19 protein-coding genes are annotated in these 18,411 nt (G+C 67.1%); 16 read left to right on the top strand and 3 right to left on the bottom strand.

The genetic code is table 11. The features are described 5' to 3' along the window. Positions 1–18 precede the first annotated feature (18 nt). The 3 genes from N5J73_RS07025 (at position 19) to N5J73_RS07015 (ending at position 3,888) form a co-directional block, all read left to right on the top strand. Positions 19–1,485, top strand: a complete 1,467-nt coding sequence (locus N5J73_RS07025) for a benzaldehyde dehydrogenase (protein WP_049443941.1) — start codon at positions 19–21, stop codon at positions 1,483–1,485. Positions 1,486–1,502: 17 nt separating this feature from the next. Then, the gene (locus tag N5J73_RS07020; protein WP_049443943.1) at positions 1,503–2,630 is read left to right on the top strand and encodes an NAD(P)-dependent alcohol dehydrogenase; all 1,128 of its coding nucleotides are present in this window, start codon (positions 1,503–1,505) and stop codon (positions 2,628–2,630) included. Positions 2,631–2,793: 163 nt separating this feature from the next. Continuing rightward, complete coding sequence (locus tag N5J73_RS07015) at positions 2,794–3,888, top strand: helix-turn-helix domain-containing protein (RefSeq protein ID WP_239508868.1); 1,095 nt, start codon at positions 2,794–2,796, stop codon at positions 3,886–3,888. Positions 3,889–3,922: 34 nt separating this feature from the next. Here N5J73_RS07015 and N5J73_RS07010 read toward each other — a convergent pair whose 3' ends face one another. Then, positions 3,923–4,405 carry a YajQ family cyclic di-GMP-binding protein gene (locus N5J73_RS07010; RefSeq protein WP_006471121.1) on the bottom strand — a complete coding sequence of 161 codons (483 nt, stop codon included), beginning with the start codon at positions 4,403–4,405 and terminating at the stop codon, positions 3,923–3,925. 218 nt (positions 4,406–4,623) lie between these two features. Here N5J73_RS07010 and N5J73_RS07005 point away from each other — a divergent pair, with 218 nt between their 5' ends. The 5 genes from N5J73_RS07005 (at position 4,624) to N5J73_RS06985 (ending at position 8,237) form a co-directional block, all read left to right on the top strand. After that, positions 4,624–5,520, top strand: coding sequence for a DMT family transporter (locus tag N5J73_RS07005; protein ID WP_049443945.1), 897 nt, complete (start codon positions 4,624–4,626; stop codon positions 5,518–5,520). A 199-nt stretch (positions 5,521–5,719) separates the two neighbouring features. Continuing rightward, positions 5,720–6,727 (top strand): methionine ABC transporter ATP-binding protein, encoded by a 1,008-nt coding sequence (locus tag N5J73_RS07000; RefSeq protein ID WP_049443947.1) that lies wholly within the window; start codon positions 5,720–5,722, stop codon positions 6,725–6,727. Continuing rightward, positions 6,724–7,413 carry a methionine ABC transporter permease gene (locus N5J73_RS06995; RefSeq protein ID WP_032129021.1) on the top strand — a complete coding sequence of 230 codons (690 nt, stop codon included), beginning with the start codon at positions 6,724–6,726 and terminating at the stop codon, positions 7,411–7,413. Before N5J73_RS07000 ends, N5J73_RS06995 begins: the two co-directional genes overlap by 4 nt. A gap of 236 nt (positions 7,414–7,649) precedes the next feature. After that, complete coding sequence (locus N5J73_RS06990; protein WP_080354792.1) at positions 7,650–7,928, top strand: type II toxin-antitoxin system RelE/ParE family toxin; 279 nt, start codon at positions 7,650–7,652, stop codon at positions 7,926–7,928. Between the two features lie 9 nt (positions 7,929–7,937). Then, a complete protein-coding gene (locus N5J73_RS06985; protein WP_049443949.1) occupies positions 7,938–8,237 on the top strand; it encodes a HigA family addiction module antitoxin in 300 nt (99 codons plus the stop codon). A 40-nt stretch (positions 8,238–8,277) separates the two neighbouring features. Here N5J73_RS06985 and N5J73_RS06980 read toward each other — a convergent pair whose 3' ends face one another. After that, on the bottom strand, positions 8,278–8,880 hold the full coding sequence (locus N5J73_RS06980) for a lipocalin family protein (protein ID WP_049443951.1): 603 nt from the start codon (positions 8,878–8,880) through the stop codon (positions 8,278–8,280). 128 nt (positions 8,881–9,008) lie between these two features. Here N5J73_RS06980 and N5J73_RS06975 point away from each other — a divergent pair, with 128 nt between their 5' ends. Together N5J73_RS06975 and N5J73_RS06970 are read left to right on the top strand one after the other, a co-directional pair. Continuing rightward, complete coding sequence (locus N5J73_RS06975) at positions 9,009–9,335, top strand: hypothetical protein (RefSeq protein ID WP_049443953.1); 327 nt, start codon at positions 9,009–9,011, stop codon at positions 9,333–9,335. Positions 9,336–9,404: 69 nt separating this feature from the next. Further along, positions 9,405–11,501, top strand: a complete 2,097-nt coding sequence (locus N5J73_RS06970) for a prolyl oligopeptidase family serine peptidase (RefSeq protein ID WP_049443954.1) — start codon at positions 9,405–9,407, stop codon at positions 11,499–11,501. Between the two features lie 112 nt (positions 11,502–11,613). Here N5J73_RS06970 and N5J73_RS06965 read toward each other — a convergent pair whose 3' ends face one another. Then, positions 11,614–12,801 (bottom strand): pyridoxal phosphate-dependent aminotransferase, encoded by a 1,188-nt coding sequence (locus tag N5J73_RS06965; RefSeq protein WP_049443957.1) that lies wholly within the window; start codon positions 12,799–12,801, stop codon positions 11,614–11,616. A 145-nt stretch (positions 12,802–12,946) separates the two neighbouring features. Here N5J73_RS06965 and N5J73_RS06960 point away from each other — a divergent pair, with 145 nt between their 5' ends. From N5J73_RS06960 to xerC, 6 genes are all read left to right on the top strand, one after another. After that, positions 12,947–15,058 (top strand): S9 family peptidase, encoded by a 2,112-nt coding sequence (locus tag N5J73_RS06960; protein WP_088479128.1) that lies wholly within the window; start codon positions 12,947–12,949, stop codon positions 15,056–15,058. Between the two features lie 54 nt (positions 15,059–15,112). Then, positions 15,113–15,538, top strand: a complete 426-nt coding sequence (locus tag N5J73_RS06955; protein ID WP_049443960.1) for a YbaN family protein — start codon at positions 15,113–15,115, stop codon at positions 15,536–15,538. A gap of 148 nt (positions 15,539–15,686) precedes the next feature. Next, positions 15,687–15,959: a lipoprotein gene (locus tag N5J73_RS06950; RefSeq protein WP_049443961.1), complete on the top strand. Its 273-nt coding sequence runs from the start codon at positions 15,687–15,689 to the stop codon at positions 15,957–15,959. Next, positions 15,952–16,803 carry a diaminopimelate epimerase gene (gene dapF, locus N5J73_RS06945; protein ID WP_049443963.1) on the top strand — a complete coding sequence of 284 codons (852 nt, stop codon included), beginning with the start codon at positions 15,952–15,954 and terminating at the stop codon, positions 16,801–16,803. The genes N5J73_RS06950 and dapF overlap by 8 nt, the downstream gene beginning before the upstream one ends. Continuing rightward, the gene (locus N5J73_RS06940) at positions 16,800–17,474 is read left to right on the top strand and encodes a DUF484 family protein (protein ID WP_049443965.1); all 675 of its coding nucleotides are present in this window, start codon (positions 16,800–16,802) and stop codon (positions 17,472–17,474) included. Before dapF ends, N5J73_RS06940 begins: the two co-directional genes overlap by 4 nt. A gap of 13 nt (positions 17,475–17,487) precedes the next feature. Continuing rightward, on the top strand, positions 17,488–18,384 hold the full coding sequence (gene xerC / locus N5J73_RS06935; protein ID WP_049443967.1) for a tyrosine recombinase XerC: 897 nt from the start codon (positions 17,488–17,490) through the stop codon (positions 18,382–18,384). Positions 18,385–18,411 lie beyond the last annotated feature (27 nt).

Here is an 18,411-nt window from a genome sequence, read left to right as displayed (position 1 = left end):
CGACACAGGAGGACACCCATGACTGCATCTTTCCCGTGGCTGCCGGACGCCCTCTGGGCCGGCGCCTTCTTTGATGGCCACTGGCAGGCTGCCCCACAACGGCACCCGGTGATTGAACCGGCCACCGGCCAGCAGCTCGGCGAGATCGGTCTGGCCGACCCGGCCCAGGTCGCGCGTTCGGCGGCCGCCGCTGCACAGGCGCAGCAGGCGTGGGCGGCGGCACCCTACGAACAGCGTGCCGAGGTGCTGCGCAAGGCCGCGCGTCTGGCCGAAGAAAACATCGAGACCCTGGTCGAGTGGCTGGTGCGCGAAAGCGGCTCGACCCGCCTGAAGGCGGGCTTCGAAGCCAAGGTGACCATCAAGGCACTGCATGAAGCTGCGGCGCTGCCGTCGCGCAGCACAGGTGAGATCCTGCCGTCCGAACCGGGCAGGCTGAACCTGGCGCGCCGACGTCCGCTGGGCGTGGTCGGGGTCATCTCGCCGTTCAATTTTCCGCTCTACCTGGCGATGCGCGCGGTGGCCCCGGCGATTGCGCTGGGCAACGCTGTGGTCCTCAAGCCGGACCCGCGTACGGCGGTATGTGGCGGCGCGGTGATCGCACGCGTGTTCGAGCAGGCGGGCCTGCCGGCAGGCGTGCTGCACATGCTGCCCGGCGATGGCGCGGTCGGGGCCGCACTGACCAGTGACCCGCACGTGGCGATGATCCAGTTCACCGGTTCCACCGCCGCTGGCCGCAAGGTCGGAGAGGCGGCCGGCCGGCATCTGAAGAAGGTCTCGCTGGAACTGGGCGGCAAGAATTCGTTGATCATCCTTGATGATGCAGACCTGGATCTGGCGGTGGCCAACACCGCGTGGGGCGTCTACCTGCACCAGGGCCAGATCTGCATGGCGACCGGCCGCGTGCTGGTGCACCGGAAGATCCACGACACGTTCCTGCAGAAACTGGTGGCCAAGGCCAACGCGCTGAAGGTGGGCGACCCGGCACGTGAGGACGTGGCCATCGGCCCGCTGATCAATGCCGGCCAGCGCGACCATGCCGCACGCGTGGTCGAGCAGGCCGTGCAGGCCGGTGCCACGCTGGAAGCGGGAGGCACGCATCGGGACCTGTTCTTCGCGCCCACCGTGCTCGGCAATGTTGCGGCCGACAATCCGGCCTTCAACGAGGAGATCTTCGCGCCGGTAGCGGTCGTGGTGCCGTTCGACGATGACGACGAAGCCGTGCGCCTGGCCAACGACAGCGAGTACGGGCTGTCGATGGCGATCGTGTCCAGCAATGTCGGCCGCGCGCTGAAGATCGGCGAGCGCCTGCGTACCGGCCTGCTGCACATCAACGACCAGACCGTGAATGACGAGGTGATCAACCCCTTCGGCGGCGTCGGCGCGTCCGGCAACGGCACCAGCATCGGTGGCCCGGCCAACGGCGAGGAGTTCACCCAGTGGCAGTGGTTGACCGTCAAGGGCGAAGCGCCCGCTTACCCGATCTGATCGAAGGAACCATCACGATGAACGACAACAACGCAACGCGTGAGATCACCGCCGCCGTGGTACGCGGCAAGGAGCAGCCCTTCGTCATCGAGCAGGCGACGCTGCGCGGCCCGCAGGACGATGAGGTGCGGGTGAAGGTGGTGGCCACCGGCCTGTGCCATACCGACCTGATCGTGCGCGATCAGTACTACCCGGTGCCCTTGCCCGCGGTGCTCGGCCACGAAGGTGCCGGCATCGTGGAAGCGGTTGGCCCCAACGTACGCGACCTCAAGGTGGGCGACCATGTGGTGCTGACCTATGGTGCCTGTGGGCACTGCAATCCGTGCCGGGGCGGCCACGGTGCCTATTGCAGGGATTTCTTCGCACTGAACTTCGGTGGCGATGATGGCCACGGACATACCGCGATCACCGATGCGCAGGGCCAGCCGCTGCACGACCACTTCTTCGCGCAGTCTTCGTTTGCCACCTTCGCGCTGGCCCGCGAGATCAATGCGATCAAGGTACCTGACGACGCGCCGCTGGAACTGCTGGGCCCGCTGGGGTGCGGCATCCAGACCGGTGCCGGTGCGGTGCTCAACTCGCTGCAGGTGCGGTCGGGCAGCAGCTTTGCAAGCTATGGTGCCGGCGCGGTGGGCCTGAGTGCGGTGATGGCGGCCAAGGTGGCTGGCGCCACCACCATCATCGCCATCGACGTGGTGCCCTCGCGCCTGGAGCTTGCCCTGGAGCTGGGGGCCACCCACGTGGTCAACAGCCGGGAGACCGATGTGGTCGAGGCAGTGCGCGCGATCACGGGGGGAGGTGCTGACTTCGCGCTGGAATCGACCGGTCGTCCGGACGTGCTGTCCGCCGGCATCGAGGCGCTGGGGGGGCTGGGCATGATGGGCGTGGTCGGTGCGCCGAAGCTGGGCACCACCGCCAGTTTCGATGTGAACAACCTGCTGCTCGGCGGACGCAGCATCCGCGGCATCGTCGAGGGTGACAGCGTGCCGCAGGTGTTCATTCCGCAGCTGGTGACCCTGTTCCAGCAGGGGCGCTTCCCGTTCGACAAGCTGGTGAAGTTCTATCCGCTGGAACAGATCAACCAGGCGGCGGAGGACAGCACCCGCGGCATCACCCTGAAGCCGGTGCTGCGCATCGCAGCGTAACGTCCACCGTCGGTAGCGCCGGCCGCTGGCCGGCATGGGGTCGGATCCGTTTTCCAGGAGAAGGCGGCTCCGACCCCTTGTTTGAACGCGTCTTGAAACGGAAACGCTCCGTTGTGGAGACGTAACATGGCGTTGCCGCTGGCGGGTGTACGCTGCATTCATGATGGCCACGACAGTCGGGCAGCAACAACTGGTGGCGGCACGTGCCGCTTTCGCCGAGGGCGATGCGCGCTCATTGGGCGTGTTGCCGCTGCCGCTGCAGCAGTCATGGCTGCGTTCGCGCGCGGCGGGCCTGCAACCGGGGCAGGAGCCGGACTATCGACCGCTGCTGGGGCGCGGACAGCGTCTCCCGCATCCCGATGACCGGCGCCTGGCACGTTGCGTGCAGCCGGAGCTGGAACAGCTCTGGGCGGCCTTCGGTGGGCGTGGCTGGACGATGTTCTGCGCCAACCGCGACGGCATGGTGATCGCGCAGCAGGCCCACGGCCTGGAAGATGCGCCCCTGCTGCGGCCGATCCAGGTCGGGCGACAGCTGGGCGAGACCGAGATCGGCACCACCGCGCCGGCGGTCAGCCTGGCTGACGACGTGCCGGCACTGGTGCGCGGCAACGAACACTACCTGCAGCGGTTCGCGCCGGTGTTCTGCCTGAGCGAGCCACTGCACGATCTCGACGGCCGGGTCTGCGGGGTGATCGACATCACCGGTCTTGGCGAGCGAGATCCGGCCCTGCTGCAGGGCTATTTCCGGCAGGCTGCGCTGGCCAGCGAAAATCGCTTGTTCCACAGTCTCACCGACGTGCACCTGCTGGCTGTGCAACATGATCCGCGCTGGCTGGCGTCACCGCTGCAGGGACTGCTGGCGGTGCAGGAGGATGGCCAGCTGCGTGCAGCCAACCGCGTTGCACGGCGCCTGCTGGGCCTGCCACGGCGGGGGCCGTTGCCGCTGCTGGATCTGGAGGCGCTGTTTGCTGGCGCCAGTGCGGCGCAACGGCGTCGCCTGCTGCAACCGGGCGCAGCGCATCGGGTCCGGTTGGGCGAGGGCAGCGCGGTCTACCTGCAGCGTCTGCAGGGGCCGCGGGGCGGGGCGCATCGGTCTGCTCAGCGGAGCACCCCGGCAGATCCGGTCGCGCCGCTGCTGCGTGACCAGCAGCGTGAGGCCGCGTGCCGCGCGGCCCAGGCCGCTGACGGCAACCTCAGCCTGGCCGCGCGCCAGTTGGGGATCTCGCGCACCACGCTGTACAAGCTGCTGCGCGATTGACCGCGTAGTCCGCCGGGCATGGCCCGGCGGGGCATCAGTCGCGGAAATTGTTGAACTGCAGCGGCAGCTCGAACTTGCCGGCCTTGAGTACGGCAATGGCGTCCTGCAGGTCATCGCGCTTCTTGCCCTGCACGCGCAGCTTGTCGCCGTTGATCTGGCTTTCCACCTTCAGCTTGGCGTCCTTCAGTGCCGCCGCGATCTTCTTGGCGATCTTCTGCTCGATGCCCTGCTTGACGGTGATCTTCTGCCGGGCCTGGGCCAGGTTGGTCTCGATGTCGCCGAACTCCAGGCTGAGCACGTCGATGCCGCGCGCGGCCAGGCGTGCACGCAGGATGTCGTTCATCTGCTTGAGCTGGAACTCGGTCGGCGCAGTCTGGTTGATGACATCGCCATCGCGCTCGAACTTGGCGTCCACGCCCTTGAAGTCGAAACGGGTGGCCAGTTCGCGGTTGGCCTGGTCGATGGCGTTGGTCAGCTCGTGGGTGTCGACTTCGGACACGACGTCGAAGGAAGGCATGGGCGAGGCTCCGCAGAATTCAGTGGCGGCCATTCTATCGCGCCGGCCCGCATGCCCGCTTTGCGTGGAGTCGAGCCATGCTCGGCTGCCGCCCTTCTGTAGAGCCGAGCCATGCTCGGCTGCTTTGTTAAGAGCAGTCGAGCATGGCTCGACTCTACAAGACGGCCAGTCGAGCATGGCCCGACTCTACAATCCGGTGCGGTCGGCGATAATGGGCCATGAACCTGCAACGCTCCCCTTCGCGTGCGGTGGCCTGGATGGTCGCTGCGGTCGCCTGCTTCTCGCTGATGGACGCCGGCATGAAGCAGCTGTCGGCCAGCTATCCCACGCTGGAAGTGACCTTCCTGCGTGGTGCGGCCTCGTTGCCGTTCGTGCTGGTCTGGGTGCTGGTCAGCGCTGGCCCGCGTTCGCTGGTGCCGCGCCGCTGGGGCCTGCACCTGCTGCGTGGCGGGCTGGGCATGGCGATGATCGGCTGCTTCGTGTTCGCCCTGCGCGACCTGCCGCTGTCCACTGCCTACACCATCTATTTCGTTGCCCCGCTGCTGATCGCCGCGCTCTCGGTGCCGTTGCTGGGCGAGCGCGTCGGGCCGCGGCGCTGGGTCGCCATCGGCATCGGCCTGGTGGGCGTGCTGGTGGTGCTGCGGCCGGGTGTGGACGGCTTCATTTCGGTGCCCGGCCTGATGGTGCTGGCGGCGGCAACGGCCTATGCCGTGGCTGCGATCACGGTCAGCCTGCTGACCCGCACCGATACCTCGCAGTCGATGGTGGTCTGGTTCCTGGTCATCATGGCCATCGGCGCCGGCCTGCTGGCCATTCCCGGCTGGGTACCTCTGCAATTGGCGCATGCGCCGCTTATCGCCGGCATGGGTCTGGCCGGGGCGCTGGGCCAGATCGCCCTGACCAAGGCCTTCCAGCTGGGCGAGGCCTCGATGATCGCACCGCTGGAGTACAGCGGCCTGGTCTGGGTGATCGGCTGGGATCTGGCGTTCTGGGGCCAGCTGCCCGACAGCTATACCTGGGTGGGTGCGGCGATCATCGTCGCCTCGGGCCTGTACCTGCTGCACCGTGAGCGGGTGAACCGGCAGGAACCGCCGAAGCCGCTGGACCATCCCTGAGCCGGGGGAGTGCGGGCTGCTGGCCGGCAACCCCTTGCGCCGGAGGGACCGCTGCAGGTGCAGGCCAGCGGTCAGCACTACCGGGGAAAGCGGCTTAGAACCAAAAGGAATAACATTCTGGCCCATGGCGCGGGCGCGCGACCGCCTGCGCTGGTAGGCTGCACGCCCCCTTCCGTCACCCAGCCGGTGAGCCACGCCCGTGATCGAGTTCCAGCGCCTGCACAAATCCTATGCCGTTGCCGGCCGCGCAGTCAGCGCGCTGCAACCGCTGGACCTGACCATCGAGGCCGGTGAGGTATTCGGCATCATCGGCCATTCCGGTGCCGGCAAGTCGACCCTGATCCGCATGATCAACCGCCTGGAAGAACCCAGCGGTGGTCGCCTGCTGATCGGTGGCGAGGATGTCACCGCACTGGACGCGGACGGCCTGCGCGCACTGCGCCGGCGCATCGGCATGATCTTCCAGCACTTCAATCTGCTGTCGTCGCGCACGGTGGCCGGCAACGTCGCCTTCCCGCTGGAGCTGGCTGGCATGCCGAAGGCGGAGATCGACGCGCGCGTGGCCGAGCTGCTGCAGACCGTGGGCCTGGAGGCGCATGCGCAGAAGTACCCGGCACAGCTGTCCGGTGGCCAGAAACAGCGCGTCGGCATCGCCCGCGCGCTGGCCACCCGCCCGCAGATCCTGCTGTGCGACGAGGCCACCAGTGCGCTCGACCCGCAGACCACCGCCTCGGTGCTGTCGCTGCTGTCGAAGATCAATCGCGAGCTCGGCCTGACGATTGTGCTGATCACCCACGAGATGGACGTGATCCGCCGCGTCTGCGACCGCGTCGCCGTCCTGGATGCTGGCCAGATGGTCGAGACCGGACCGGTCACCCGCGTGTTCCTGCACCCGCAGCACCCGACCACGCGCCGTTTCGTGAGTGAATCGGAGCAGGTGGACGAAGGTGCGCTGCACCGCGATTTCGATGCCGTCGGTGGCCGCATCGTGCGCCTGACCTTCCTTGGCGGAGACACCTACGAACCCCTGCTCGGCAGCGTCGCGCGGCAGACCGGGGTCGACTACAACATCCTGTCCGGCCGTATCGACCGGATCAAGGACACCCCGTATGGCCAGCTGGTGGTCGCCCTGGTGGGCGGTGACCAGTCCGCTGCGCAGGCCGCGTTCGTGGCCGCCGGCGTGCATGTTGAGGAACTGCGTCGATGATCATCGCCACTGCCGGCGGCTTCTTCCGCCACCTGGATGCGGGCAAGTGGGCCGACATCGGCCAGGCCACCATCGACACCCTGCTGATGCTGCTCGGTTCGCTGCCGCTGACGCTGGCCATCGGCCTGCCCCTGGGCGTGCTGCTGTACCTGTTCGGCGCACCGCAGATGAAGCGCCGGCCATTCGCGTATGGCGTGCTGGCGCTGGTGGTGAACCTGCTGCGCTCGGTGCCTTTCATCATCCTGATGATCGTGCTGATCCCGGTCACGCTGTTCCTGATGGGGACGTCGCTGGGTGTGCGCGGCGCGATCGTGCCGCTGGTGATCGGTGCCGCGCCGTTCTACGCGCGCCTGGTCGAGACCGCGCTGCGCGAAGTGGACCGTGGCGTGATCGAAGCGACCCAGTCGATGGGTGCCACCACCTGGCAGCTGGTCACCCGCGTGCTGCTGCCGGAGGCGCGTCCGGGCCTGATCGCTGGCGCAACGGTCACCACCGTGGCGCTGATCGGCTTCACCGCGATGGGCGGTGCGATTGGTTCCGGTGGCCTCGGCGACCTGGCCTTCCGCGATGGCTACCAGCGCTCGCACACCGACGTGGCCCTGGTCACCGTGGTCCTGCTGCTGGTCCTGGTGCAGCTGCTGCAGATGCTCGGCGACCGCCTGGTCGCGCATTACAGCCGCAAATGACGAGGCGCCCCGGGCGCATCACGTAGGGCCGGCCCATGGCCGGCAGACTCGCGATGCGCCCGGATGTGGTGGGTTTGCCGGCCAGCGGCCGGCACCATCGGGATGTTCACCCGGCGGCCCAATAGCGTTCGCCTTTGGAACCGCTCAGGCCGATCAGGAATCAATATCGCCAGACTGGGACTGGCAGCACGTCCCATTACTTGGTATGTTCCGTTTGGCGTAATACGCTGAGCGGAATGATTCGTTCATTCCGCTGCAAGCAGACCCGTGCCCTGTTTGAAGGAACCTGCGCTCGCGCCTGGCGCCCGATACGACGCGCTGCCGAACGAAAACTCCAACTGCTCGACTCGGCGCAGACGTTGGCGTTCCTGCGCAGCCCGCCCGGAAACCGGCTCGAAGCACTGTCAGGTGACCGGAAGGGGCAGTACAGCCTTCGAATCAACGATCAGTGGCGACTCTGCTTTACCTGGACCGACAACGGCGCCGATGCCGTGGAAATTGTTGACTACCACTGAGGTGCCGCCATGAAGCATCCCCACAACGGCATGCGCGCCATTCATCCTGGCGAGATCCTGCGCGAAGAGTTCCTGCTGCCGCTTGCGTTGAGCGTGAACGCGCTTGCAAGGGCCTTGGACGTTCCCGCAACGCGGCTGCACGCCATCGTGCATGGCGAACGCGGCATCTCGGCGGACACGGCCGCGCGGCTGGCGCGGCATTTCGGTGGGGATGCCGCATCCTGGCTTGCGATGCAGGCGGCTTACGATCTCAAGACATTACCAACGCGCAACGAGATCGAGCGACGAGTGCAGCCGCGGGCAGCGTGAACACCGGCCGTGTGGATCCAATCGGCGCGCGCAGGCCCAGTCAACGCACGTTCGGTACTTCGTAGCCCAGCTTGCCGACCTGCTCAGGGTGCTGCGGCACGCGCTTGAGCTTGTCGGTGTTCACCCCGTACTCGTCACGCAGGCGCTCGGCCAGCTCCTTGTACAGGGCTTTGTCCATGTCCGGCGTACGCGAGAAGATCCAGGCCATTTCACGGCCCGGGTAGCCGATCAGCGCCCACGAGTAGTCCGGCGCCACTTCCAGCACTCTCGAGTGCGTAGGCACGACGCGGTAGAACCAGGTGCGCCAGCCGTGGTTGCCGCTGTCCGGATCGACGCTGGCGCGCGCGCGGACTTCCTGCAGCGGTTCGCCGAAGCCATCGCGATAGCGGTAGGTGATGCCGACCTTGTGCTCGTCGCGGAGTTCGTACTCGTTGACGCTGGCTACATGGCCACGTTCGATGAAATTCGGCACGCGGCCGATCACATACCAGGTACCCATGAAACGCTTCAGGTCGATCGGCGCGTCCGGGTCGGCCGCGCGCAGGGCGCTGGCACGGGGCGATGGCGGCTCACTGGCGGCCACGGCGGGGGCCGCCAGGGACAGGGCCAACAGCACGGCGCAGAGCGGGCGGATCGAAGTCATGCGGGAGCGGGCTCAGGAGGGCTTTGCCTGAGCATGGTCGACTGAGCGTGCGCGATCCGTCAATGGTGTCGCAACCTGTGAGAAGGGCCTTGTCCAAGCTGCGTTGCATTGTCCACCGGAGAAGCCCCATGAACATACGTTCCGTCCGTCGCCCTGCAGCTGAACGCGTCAGCGTCGAACGTGCCCACCCGCACCTGCTGCGCACCGTGCAGCAGCTGGCCCTGGCCGGTGTGGCGCTGGTCCTGGTCTGGCCAGCCGCGCGCGGCAGCAACGCCTGGCTCGGTTGGTTGCCGATGTGGCTGGTGGGCATGCCGCTGGTGGCCTGGTGGGCGCTGCTGCGCTTCCCGTTGCCGCGCCTGTCGTGGCTGCGACTGGCGCGTCGTACCGGTGGACAGGCCCGCCGCCGCAGCGGTGGGGCGGTGCGTGGCCGTCGCGGCTCGCCCACCACGGCCTGACCTTCGACACGGGGGCGGCCGCAGCGATCCATGCTAGCGTTCCACGGCTTATGACTGCCTGGAGCTGCAATGTCACGACTCGCTTCCGCCTGCCTGCTGGCTGGCATGATGACCGCTGCCTCGGTGGGGACCGCCGTGGCCGCTGAAGACACCGACCGTTATGCCTGGCTCGAAGACGTCACCGGCGACAAGCCGCTGACCTGGGTCAAGGAACAGAACGCCAAGTCCGAGGCGCGCCTGGCGCAGAGCCCGGTCTTCAAGCAGATGGAGGCCAGCATCCGCGAGGTGCTCGACTCCGATGCCAAGATTCCCGCCGTGCAGAAGATCGGCGACTACTACTACAACTTCTGGAAGGACCAGCAGCACGAGCGCGGCCTGTGGCGGCGCACCACGCTGGCCGAATACCGCAAGGCCTCGCCGCAGTGGGAGACCGTGCTCGATCTGGATGCGTTGAACAAGGCCGAAGGTGAGAACTGGGTCTGGCATGGTGCCGACTGCCTGCGCCCGGACTACAGCCGCTGCCTGATCGCGCTGTCGCGTGGCGGTGCGGATGCCGACGTCACCCGCGAGTTCGACCTGGCCAACAAGACCTGGATCAAGGATGGCTTCTTCCGTCCCGAGTCCAAGGGCGGCCTGAACTGGGTCGACCGCGATGCCGTGTTTGTCTACACCGACTTCGGTGCCGGCTCGATGACCACGTCGGGCTACCCGCGCGTGGCCAAGCTGTGGAAGCGTGGCACGCCGATGACCTCGGCCACCCTGGTGTACGAAGGCAAGCCGGAAGACATGTACATCGCGGCGATGCACGATGACACCCCGGGTTTCGAGCGCAACCTGGTCAGCCGCACCCTGGCCTTCTACAACAACGAGATCTACCTGCGTGGCGACGATGGCACGCTGACCAAGATCGATGCGCCGAACTCGGCCGAGAAGGGCCTGCACAAGCAGTGGCTGACCCTGGAACTGCGCGACCCGTGGACCGTGGGCGGCAAGACCTATGCCTCCGGTTCGCTGCTGGCCACCAAGCTGGATGATTTCCTGGCCGGCAAGCGCGACTTCGAGGTGCTGTTCACCCCGACCGCGACCACCTCGCTGGCCAGCGCCACCTGGACCAAGAGCCATCTGGTGCTGAACGTGCTGGACGACGTCAAGAACCGGCTGTCGGTGCTGACCCCGGGTGCCGATGGCTGGCAGACCAGCCGCTTCGTCGGCGCGCCTGCCTTCGGCACGCTGGGCGTGGCCGCAGTGGACAGCAACGACAGCGACGCGGTGTGGCTGACCGCCACCGACTACCTGACCCCGACCACGCTGGCACTGGCCGAAATCGGCCAAGCGCCGGAAACGCTGAAGACCATGCCGGCCTTCTTCGATGCCAAGGGCAAGGTGATCGAGCAGCACTTCGCCACCAGCAAGGACGGTACCCGCGTGCCGTACTTCGTGGTGCACGACAAGGCGATGAAGCTGGACGGCTCCAATCCGACCCTGCTGTACGGCTACGGTGGTTTCGAGATCTCGCTGACGCCGAACTATTCCGGTGGCATGGGCCGCGCCTGGCTGGAGAAGGGCGGTGTGTACGTCGTTGCCAACATCCGTGGTGGCGGCGAGTACGGCCCGCGCTGGCACCAGGCGGCGCTGAAGCAGAACCGTCACAAGGCCTATGAAGACATGGCCGCAGTGGCACGCGATCTGGTCAAGCGCAAGATCACCACCGCCAAGCACCTGGGCGTGCAGGGCGGCAGCAACGGTGGCCTGCTGACCGGCAACATGCTGACCCAGTACCCGGAACTGTTCGGCGCAGTGGTCGTGCAGGTGCCGCTGCTGGACATGAAGCGCTACAGCCACCTGCTGGCCGGTGCGTCGTGGATGGCCGAGTACGGCAACCCGGACACCAGTGACTGGGACTTCATCAAGACCTTCTCGCCGTACCACCTGTTCGACGCGAAGAAGAACTACCCGCCGGTGCTGTTCACCACCTCCACCCGCGATGACCGCGTGCATCCGGGCCATGCGCGCAAGATGGCGGCGAAGATGATCGACGCCGGCAAGGACGTGACCTACTACGAGAACATCGAAGGTGGCCACGGCGGCGCAGCCAACAACGCGCAGGCCGCGCACATGTCGGCGCTGGCCTACAGCTTCCTGTGGGAGCGGTTGGGCGGCAAGTAAGCAGAACGGAAAACGCCGCCTCAGGGCGGCGTTTTCCTTTGGGTTCCACCTATCCACGCATGGCGTGGATCTACCCATGAACGCCATGCGTGGATGCCGTTCGCGCGGACTATCAGCCGTTCCAGCGCTTCAATCCCCGCGCGATCCGCGCCACCGCCTCCTGCAGCCGCGGCACTTCTTGCGTGTACGCCAGCCGCACATGCTGGTTGGCGCGATGGAAGCCGAAATCCAGCCCGGGGGTGAATGCCACGTGCTCGGTTTCCAGGAAGTGCGCGCAGAATGCCTGCGCGTCGTCGGTGAATGCGCTGACATCGGCGTACAGGTAGAACGCACCCTGCGGCTCGATTTCGATGCGGAAACCCAGCTCGCGCAGCGCGGGCAACAGGAAGTCGCGGCGCTGGCGGAACGCTTCGCGGCGTTGCTCGAAGATCGCCATGGACGCCTCGCTGAAACACGCCAGGGCCGCGTGCTGGGCGATGCTTGACGCGCTGATGTACAGGTTCTGCGCCAGCTTCTCCAGATCAGGCACGGCCGCCGGCGGTGCCACCAGCCAGCCGAGCCGCCAGCCGGTCATGCCGAAGTACTTGGAGAAGCTGTTCAGCACGAAGGCGCTGTCATCCACCTGCAGGACGCTGGGCGCATCCAGGCCATAGGTCAGGCCGTGGTAGATCTCGTCCACCACCAGGTGGCCGCCGCGGGCGTGCAGCGTCTTGGACAGCGCCGCCAGTTCGTCGGCCGACAGCACGGTGCCGGTCGGATTGGCCGGTGATGCCACCAGCGCGCCGACGCTGTCGGCGTTCCAGTGCTGCTGCACCAGCGAGGGGGTGAGCTGATAGGCCGTGTCAGGCCCCACCGGCACCAGCTGCGCGCCGCCTTCCACCAGGCGCAGGAAGTGGCGGTTGCAGGGATAGCCGGGGTCGGCCAGCAGCCAGTGGCGGCCCGGGTCGACCAGCAGGCTGCTGGCCAGCAGCAGCGCACCGGAGCCACCGGGGGTGACCAGGATGCGTTCGGGGTTGATGTCCAGCCCATAGTGGCTGCGATAGAAGCCGCTGATCGCCTGGCGCAGGGCTGGCAGGCCACGTGCGGCGGTGTAGCGGGTATGGCCGGCGGCCAATGCGGCCTGGCCGGCACGCACGACCGGTTCTGCCGTGGTGAAGTCCGGCTCACCGATTTCCAGGTGGATCACATCATGGCCGGCCTGTTCCAGCGCCTGCGCGCGGGCCAGCAGGGACATCACGTGGAACGGAGCGATTTCATGGCTGCGCCGGCTGTAGCCCGGCGTGTGGGGCAGGGTACTCATGTGTCCATGGTACGCCGGGCAGCAAGGGTGCGCCGCAGCGGTGGTAGAGTCGAGCTTGCTCGACTGCAGTTGCGGTCAGTCGAGCAAGCTCGACTCTACCTACGCCACGGACGCCATTGCGTAACCGCACCAGGACCCTTATCTCATGAAATCCACCCTCTGCCTGTTGCTTGCCAGCCTGATGACCAGCACCGTTACCGCCGCCATCCCGCCCGTTCCGCCGGATGCCGCCAAGCACCCGCACGTGGTCAAGGCGCCGTTCGGCGCCACCCGCAACGACGACTATTACTGGCTGCGCGACGACAAGCGCGAGAACAAGGACATGCTGGCCTACCTGCAGGCCGAGAATGCCTATGCCGACCAGCTGCTGGCGCCGCTCAAGCCGCTGGAAGACACCCTGTACAAGGAGATCGTCGGCCGCATCAAGCAGGACGATTCCAGCGTGCCGGCGCGCGAGCGCGGCTACTGGTACTACAGCCGCTTCGAGACCGGCCAGGACTACCCGATCCACGCCCGCCGCAAGGGCAGCATGGACGCGGCCGAAGAGATCCTGCTGGACGTCAACACGATGGCTGCCGGCAAGGGCTACTTCAGCGTCGGCTCGATGGAAGTGAGCCAGGACAACCAGCTGCTGGCCTGGGCCGATGATGATGTGGGCCGCCGCCAGTACACGATCCGCTTCAAGGACCTGCGCACCGGCCAGGTGCTGCCCGACGTGATCACCGGCAGCTCCGGCGACCTGGTCTGGGCTGACGACAACCGCACGGTGCTGTACGTCGAGAACGATCCGGAAACGCTGCTGACCGTGCGCGTGAAGAAGCACGTGCTGGGCACCCCGGCCAGCGCCGACACCGTCGTCTACGAAGAGAAGGACGACAGCTTCTACATGGGCATCGGCCGCACCCGCGACGATCGCTTCATTACCATCGGCGTGCACAGCACCGTGTCCTCGGAAGAGCGTTACGCGCCGGCCAGCGACCCGACCACGTTCACCGTGCTGGCCCCGCGCCAGCGCGATGTGGAGTACGACGCCGACCACTACGATGGCCGCTGGGTGATCCGCACCAACGATGGTGCGAAGAACTTCAAGCTGGTCACCGCACCGACCGATGCCACCTCGCGTGCGCAGTGGAAGGACTGGATCGCGCACGACGATGCGGTGTTCATCGAAGGCTTCGAGCTGTTCGATGCGTACACCGCCATCGCCGAACGTTCCGAAGGCCTGGAGCGCATCCGCCTGCTGTTCAAGGATGGCCGCAGCGACTACGTGAAGGCTGATGAGCCGGCCTATTCGATGGGCCTGGGCGACAACACCGAGGCCGGTACGCCGTGGCTGCGCTACGTCTACACCTCGATGACGACCCCGACCACCGTGTTCGAACTGAACACCGCCACCGGTGAGCGCCGCCAGCTGAAGGTGCAGCCGGTGATCGGCTATGACGCCTCGAAGTACGAAACCGACCGCGTCTGGATCACCGCGCGCGATGGCGTGAAGGTGCCGGTGTCGCTGGTCTACCGCAAGGGCTACCAGAAGGACGGCAAGGGCGCGCTGTTCCAGTACGCGTATGGCAGCTACGGCATGTCGATGGATCCGTACTTCAACCAGACCGCGGTGAGCCTGCTCGACCGAGGCGTGGTGTATGCCATCGCCCACATCCGTGGTGGCCAGGAGATGGGCCGCGACTGGTACGAGAACGGCAAACTGCTGCACAAGCAGAACACTTTCAACGACTTCATCGACGTCACCCGTGGCCTGGTGGCGCAGGGCTGGGCGGCGAAGGATCGCGTGGCCGCCTCCGGCGGCAGCGCCGGTGGCCTGCTGATGGGCGCGGTGGCCAACCAGGCGCCGCAGGACTACCGCGTGATGGTGGCGCAGGTGCCGTTCGTCGATGTGGTCACCACCATGCTCGACCCGACCATCCCGTTGACCACCAACGAGTACGACGAGTGGGGCAATCCGGAGCAGAAGCCGTACTACGACTACATGCTGTCCTACTCGCCCTACGACAACGTCAGCAGGCAGGCCTACCCGGCGCTGTTCGTGGGCACCGGCCTGTGGGATTCGCAGGTGCAGTACTGGGAGCCGGCCAAGTGGGTGGCCAAGCTGCGTGACGACAACACCGGCCACTACCCGATCCTGTTCCGCACCAACATGGAAGCCGGCCACGGCGGCAAGTCCGGGCGCTTCCAGCGCTACCGCGAGCTGTCCGAGTCGTACGCGTTCGTGCTGCAGCAGCTGGGCATCGCCCAGCCGTAATGGCACAGGGGGGCCGGGCGTAGCCTGGCACCCCGAACCGGTATCCTTGCGGCCATGAGCCTGCCCGAACCATCTGCACCGCGCGATAGCGCCACGCCACCGCGCGTGGTGCGTTTCCGCTGGGCATGGTGGCTGCTGGCGTATGCCAGCCTCGGCACCGGCATCGTCGGCATCTTCGTGCCGGGTCTGCCGACCACCGTATTCATCCTGATTTCGGCCTGGGCCGCCTCGCGCGGTTCCGAGCGCCTGCATACCTGGCTGCTGCAGCACCCGCGCTTCGGCCCGGCCATCGCCAACTGGCAGGCGCACGGTGCTGTCAGCCGCTACGGCAAGTGGATGGCCACGATCACCATGGCGGCATGCGCTGGCATCATGCTGTGGTGCGTGCCGATTGCCTGGGTGAAGTGGTTCTCGATCGGCAGCATGACCGTGGTGGCGATCTGGCTGTGGACCCGTCCGTTGCCACCGCCGGAAGGCTGAACATGGCCCGCCCTGGGCGGCCCGTGGGGGCGGTCAGGGGGTAGCGCCGACTGTTACTCGACTGCTCTTCCAACGGCCGCGAAACCCCGCGCTGCGCGCGGTAGTCGACTCTACCAACCGCTCAGCCGCCAATGGCTATACTCGGGGCATGAACATCCCCCATCGAAACACCCTCCTGATTCCGCTGGCAGCGGCCTCGCTGCTGCTCCTCGCCGCCTGCGGCAACAAGGGCCCGCTGGTACTGCCGCAGAAGCCGGTGCCGGTGGAAGAAACCGTCGAGCCGGTTGCCGAGCCCGCTACCGAAGCGACCCCGGCGCAGACCGAAGGCAGCGGCACCCCGGCCACGACCGTGGACCCGGCTGCACCGACCACGCAACCGGCGCCTGCGCCTGCGAAGAAGGCGGGCAGCGGGAATGAGTAAGGCCGGTTCCAGGGCCCTGCGCTTCAGCAAGATGCATGGCGCGGGCAATGATTTCGTAGTGATCGACCTGCGTGACGGCACCGCGCCGCCCACGCCTGAACTGGCCGCGCAGCTGGCCGACCGCCACACCGGCGTCGGCTGCGATCAGATCCTGACCATCGAAGCGCCGCGCGCGGAAGGCTCGGTGGCGTCGTACCGCATCTGGAATGCCGATGGTTCCAACTCCGAGCAGTGCGGCAACGGCGCGCGCTGCATCGCCGCCTGGCTGGTGCGCGAAGGCAGTGCGCAGGGCGACCGTTTCGTCATCGACAGTCCGTTGGCAAGCCATGACGTGGAAGTGCTGGGCGATGGCCAGTTCGCGGTGACCATGGGCGTGCCCGCGTTCGAGCCGGCCAACGTGCCGCTGGTGGGTTTTGCCCACGCGCGCGAGGAATACCTTCTGCCACTGCAGGGCGAGAGTGTTCGCTTCGCCGCGGTGTCGATGGGCAACCCGCATGCGGTGATCGAAGTGGGCCTGATCGATGCTGCACCGGTCGAGCGCGTGGGTTCGCTGCTGCAGCAGCACGCGTCGTTCCCGCGCTCGGTGAACGTGGGCTTCGCCCAGGTGATGGGCCCGGCGCATGCGCGCCTGCGCGTGTTCGAGCGCGGTGTCGGTGAAACCCTGGCCTGCGGCAGCGGTGCCTGTGCCGCTGCGGTGACCCTGATGCAGCGCGGCCGCCTGCAGCGCGATGCGCGCATCAGCCTGCCCGGGGGGGACCTGCGCATCCAGTGGCCGGGCGATGGCCAGCCGGTGGTGATGGCCGGCCCGACCGCATTCGTCTTCGAAGGGGAGTGGATGGCATGACCGAAACCGTCGACAAGCTCGGGGCCCATGAAGTCGCTGCCTGGTTGCGGCGCCATCCGGGCTTCCTCAAGCAGTTCCCGGACCTGGCCCTGACCCTGGTGGTGCCGCGTGATGACGGCCCGACCGCGTCGCTGGCCAGCTACCAGCTGGAAGTGCTGCGCGAGAAGAACCGCGAGCTGGCACGACGGTTGGCCGATCTGGGCGCCACCGCCCAGGTCAATGAACGCCTGGCGGTGCGCACGCACCAGCTGACCCTGGCGCTGATGAAGCAGGACAATGCCGCCGACACCCTGCGCGCGATGGCCGCATCGCTGCAGGAAGATTTCGCCGGCGACCTGGTACGGTTGGTGGTGCACACGCCGGTGGCCGGGTTGGAACAGGCCGACTGGCTGCAGGTGATCGCCGCCGATGACCCTCAGCTGGGCCCGTTCCGCGACTGCCTGAAGGACGGCGAGCCGATCTGCGGCCGCCTGCAGCCGGAAAAGAATGCCGTGCTGTATGGCGTGCGCAGCGAGGAAGTGCAGACCACCGCACTGCTGCCGTTGCCGGGCGTGGGCCTGATTGCGGTCGGCAGCCACGATCCGAACCGCTTCTATCCGGGCATGGGGACGTTGTTCCTGCGCATGATGGGCGAGGCGTTGGTCGCCGGCCTGAAGCGCTTCCCGGGCTGAGCAGGACACGACGATGAGCGCGGTACAGGCGTTCCTGCAGCACCTGCAGGTAGAGCGGCGGATGTCGGCGCATACGCTCGATGCCTACCGCCGCGACCTGGACGCGCTGTCGGTCTGGGCGGAGCCACGTGGTGTAGCGGTGGAGGCGCTTGATGCTGATGCGGTGCGCCAGTTCGTCGCCGATGAGCATCGCCGCGGCCTGTCGGCCAAGAGCCTGCAGCGCCGCTTGTCCGCCTGCCGCAGCTTCTATGCCTGGCTGCTCAAGCACGGGCTCATCGAGGTCAGTCCGGCGGCGACGCTGAAGGCGCCGCGTGCGCCGCGCCGGTTGCCGCAGGTGCTTGACGCCGACGAAGCCGTGCAGCTGGTCGAGCTGGAGCCGGAAGGCGAGCTTGGCCGCCGTGACCGCGCGCTGCTGGAACTGTTCTATTCCTCCGGCCTGCGCCTGAGCGAAGTCTGCGCACTGACCTGGCGTGACCTGGATTTCGCCAGCGGCCTGGTCAACGTACTGGGCAAGGGCAATCGCCAGCGCCGCGTGCCGTTCGGCAGGCCAGCGCGCGAAGCACTGCAGGCGTGGCGCGCGGAAAGTGGTGGTGGACCGGCCTCGCCGGTATTTCCCGGCCGCAACGGGCCGATCAGCCAACGCGCGGTGCAGATCCGCATCCGCCAGCTGGCGCAGCGCCAGGGCCTGTTCAAGCACGTGCACCCGCACATGCTGCGGCACAGTTTCGCCAGCCATATCCTGGAATCGTCCGGTGATCTGCGTGGCGTGCAGGAGCTGCTGGGCCATGCCGACATCGCTACCACGCAGATCTATACCCACCTGGATTTCCAGCACCTGGCCAAGGTCTACGACGCCGCGCATCCGCGCGCGAAGCGTCGAAACGGCAACAAGGGCAGCGGAGAAAGCTGAACGTTGCCCCTGCGGCAGCCGGTCGCG

The organism is Stenotrophomonas sp. GD03654 (assembly GCF_029845105.1).
In the GTDB taxonomy this organism is placed as follows: Bacteria; Pseudomonadota; Gammaproteobacteria; order Xanthomonadales; family Xanthomonadaceae; genus Stenotrophomonas; species Stenotrophomonas africana.
This window is presented reverse-complemented; position numbering and strand designations above follow the sequence as displayed.

Coding starts and splice junctions, on each gene's coding strand:
- N5J73_RS07025 (WP_049443941.1), top strand. CDS start 19: ATGACTGCATCTTTCCCGTGGCTGCCGGACGCCCTCTGGGCCGGCGCC.
- N5J73_RS07020 (WP_049443943.1), top strand. CDS start 1,503: ATGAACGACAACAACGCAACGCGTGAGATCACCGCCGCCGTGGTACGC.
- N5J73_RS07015 (WP_239508868.1), top strand. CDS start 2,794: ATGGCCACGACAGTCGGGCAGCAACAACTGGTGGCGGCACGTGCCGCT.
- N5J73_RS07010 (WP_006471121.1), bottom strand. CDS start 4,405: ATGCCTTCCTTCGACGTCGTGTCCGAAGTCGACACCCACGAGCTGACC.
- N5J73_RS07005 (WP_049443945.1), top strand. CDS start 4,624: ATGAACCTGCAACGCTCCCCTTCGCGTGCGGTGGCCTGGATGGTCGCT.
- N5J73_RS06995 (WP_032129021.1), top strand. CDS start 6,724: ATGATCATCGCCACTGCCGGCGGCTTCTTCCGCCACCTGGATGCGGGC.
- N5J73_RS06990 (WP_080354792.1), top strand. CDS start 7,650: ATGATTCGTTCATTCCGCTGCAAGCAGACCCGTGCCCTGTTTGAAGGA.
- N5J73_RS06985 (WP_049443949.1), top strand. CDS start 7,938: ATGAAGCATCCCCACAACGGCATGCGCGCCATTCATCCTGGCGAGATC.
- N5J73_RS06980 (WP_049443951.1), bottom strand. CDS start 8,880: ATGACTTCGATCCGCCCGCTCTGCGCCGTGCTGTTGGCCCTGTCCCTG.
- N5J73_RS06975 (WP_049443953.1), top strand. CDS start 9,009: ATGAACATACGTTCCGTCCGTCGCCCTGCAGCTGAACGCGTCAGCGTC.
- N5J73_RS06970 (WP_049443954.1), top strand. CDS start 9,405: ATGTCACGACTCGCTTCCGCCTGCCTGCTGGCTGGCATGATGACCGCT.
- N5J73_RS06965 (WP_049443957.1), bottom strand. CDS start 12,801: ATGAGTACCCTGCCCCACACGCCGGGCTACAGCCGGCGCAGCCATGAA.
- N5J73_RS06960 (WP_088479128.1), top strand. CDS start 12,947: ATGAAATCCACCCTCTGCCTGTTGCTTGCCAGCCTGATGACCAGCACC.
- N5J73_RS06955 (WP_049443960.1), top strand. CDS start 15,113: ATGAGCCTGCCCGAACCATCTGCACCGCGCGATAGCGCCACGCCACCG.
- N5J73_RS06950 (WP_049443961.1), top strand. CDS start 15,687: ATGAACATCCCCCATCGAAACACCCTCCTGATTCCGCTGGCAGCGGCC.
- dapF (WP_049443963.1), top strand. CDS start 15,952: ATGAGTAAGGCCGGTTCCAGGGCCCTGCGCTTCAGCAAGATGCATGGC.
- N5J73_RS06940 (WP_049443965.1), top strand. CDS start 16,800: ATGACCGAAACCGTCGACAAGCTCGGGGCCCATGAAGTCGCTGCCTGG.
- xerC (WP_049443967.1), top strand. CDS start 17,488: ATGAGCGCGGTACAGGCGTTCCTGCAGCACCTGCAGGTAGAGCGGCGG.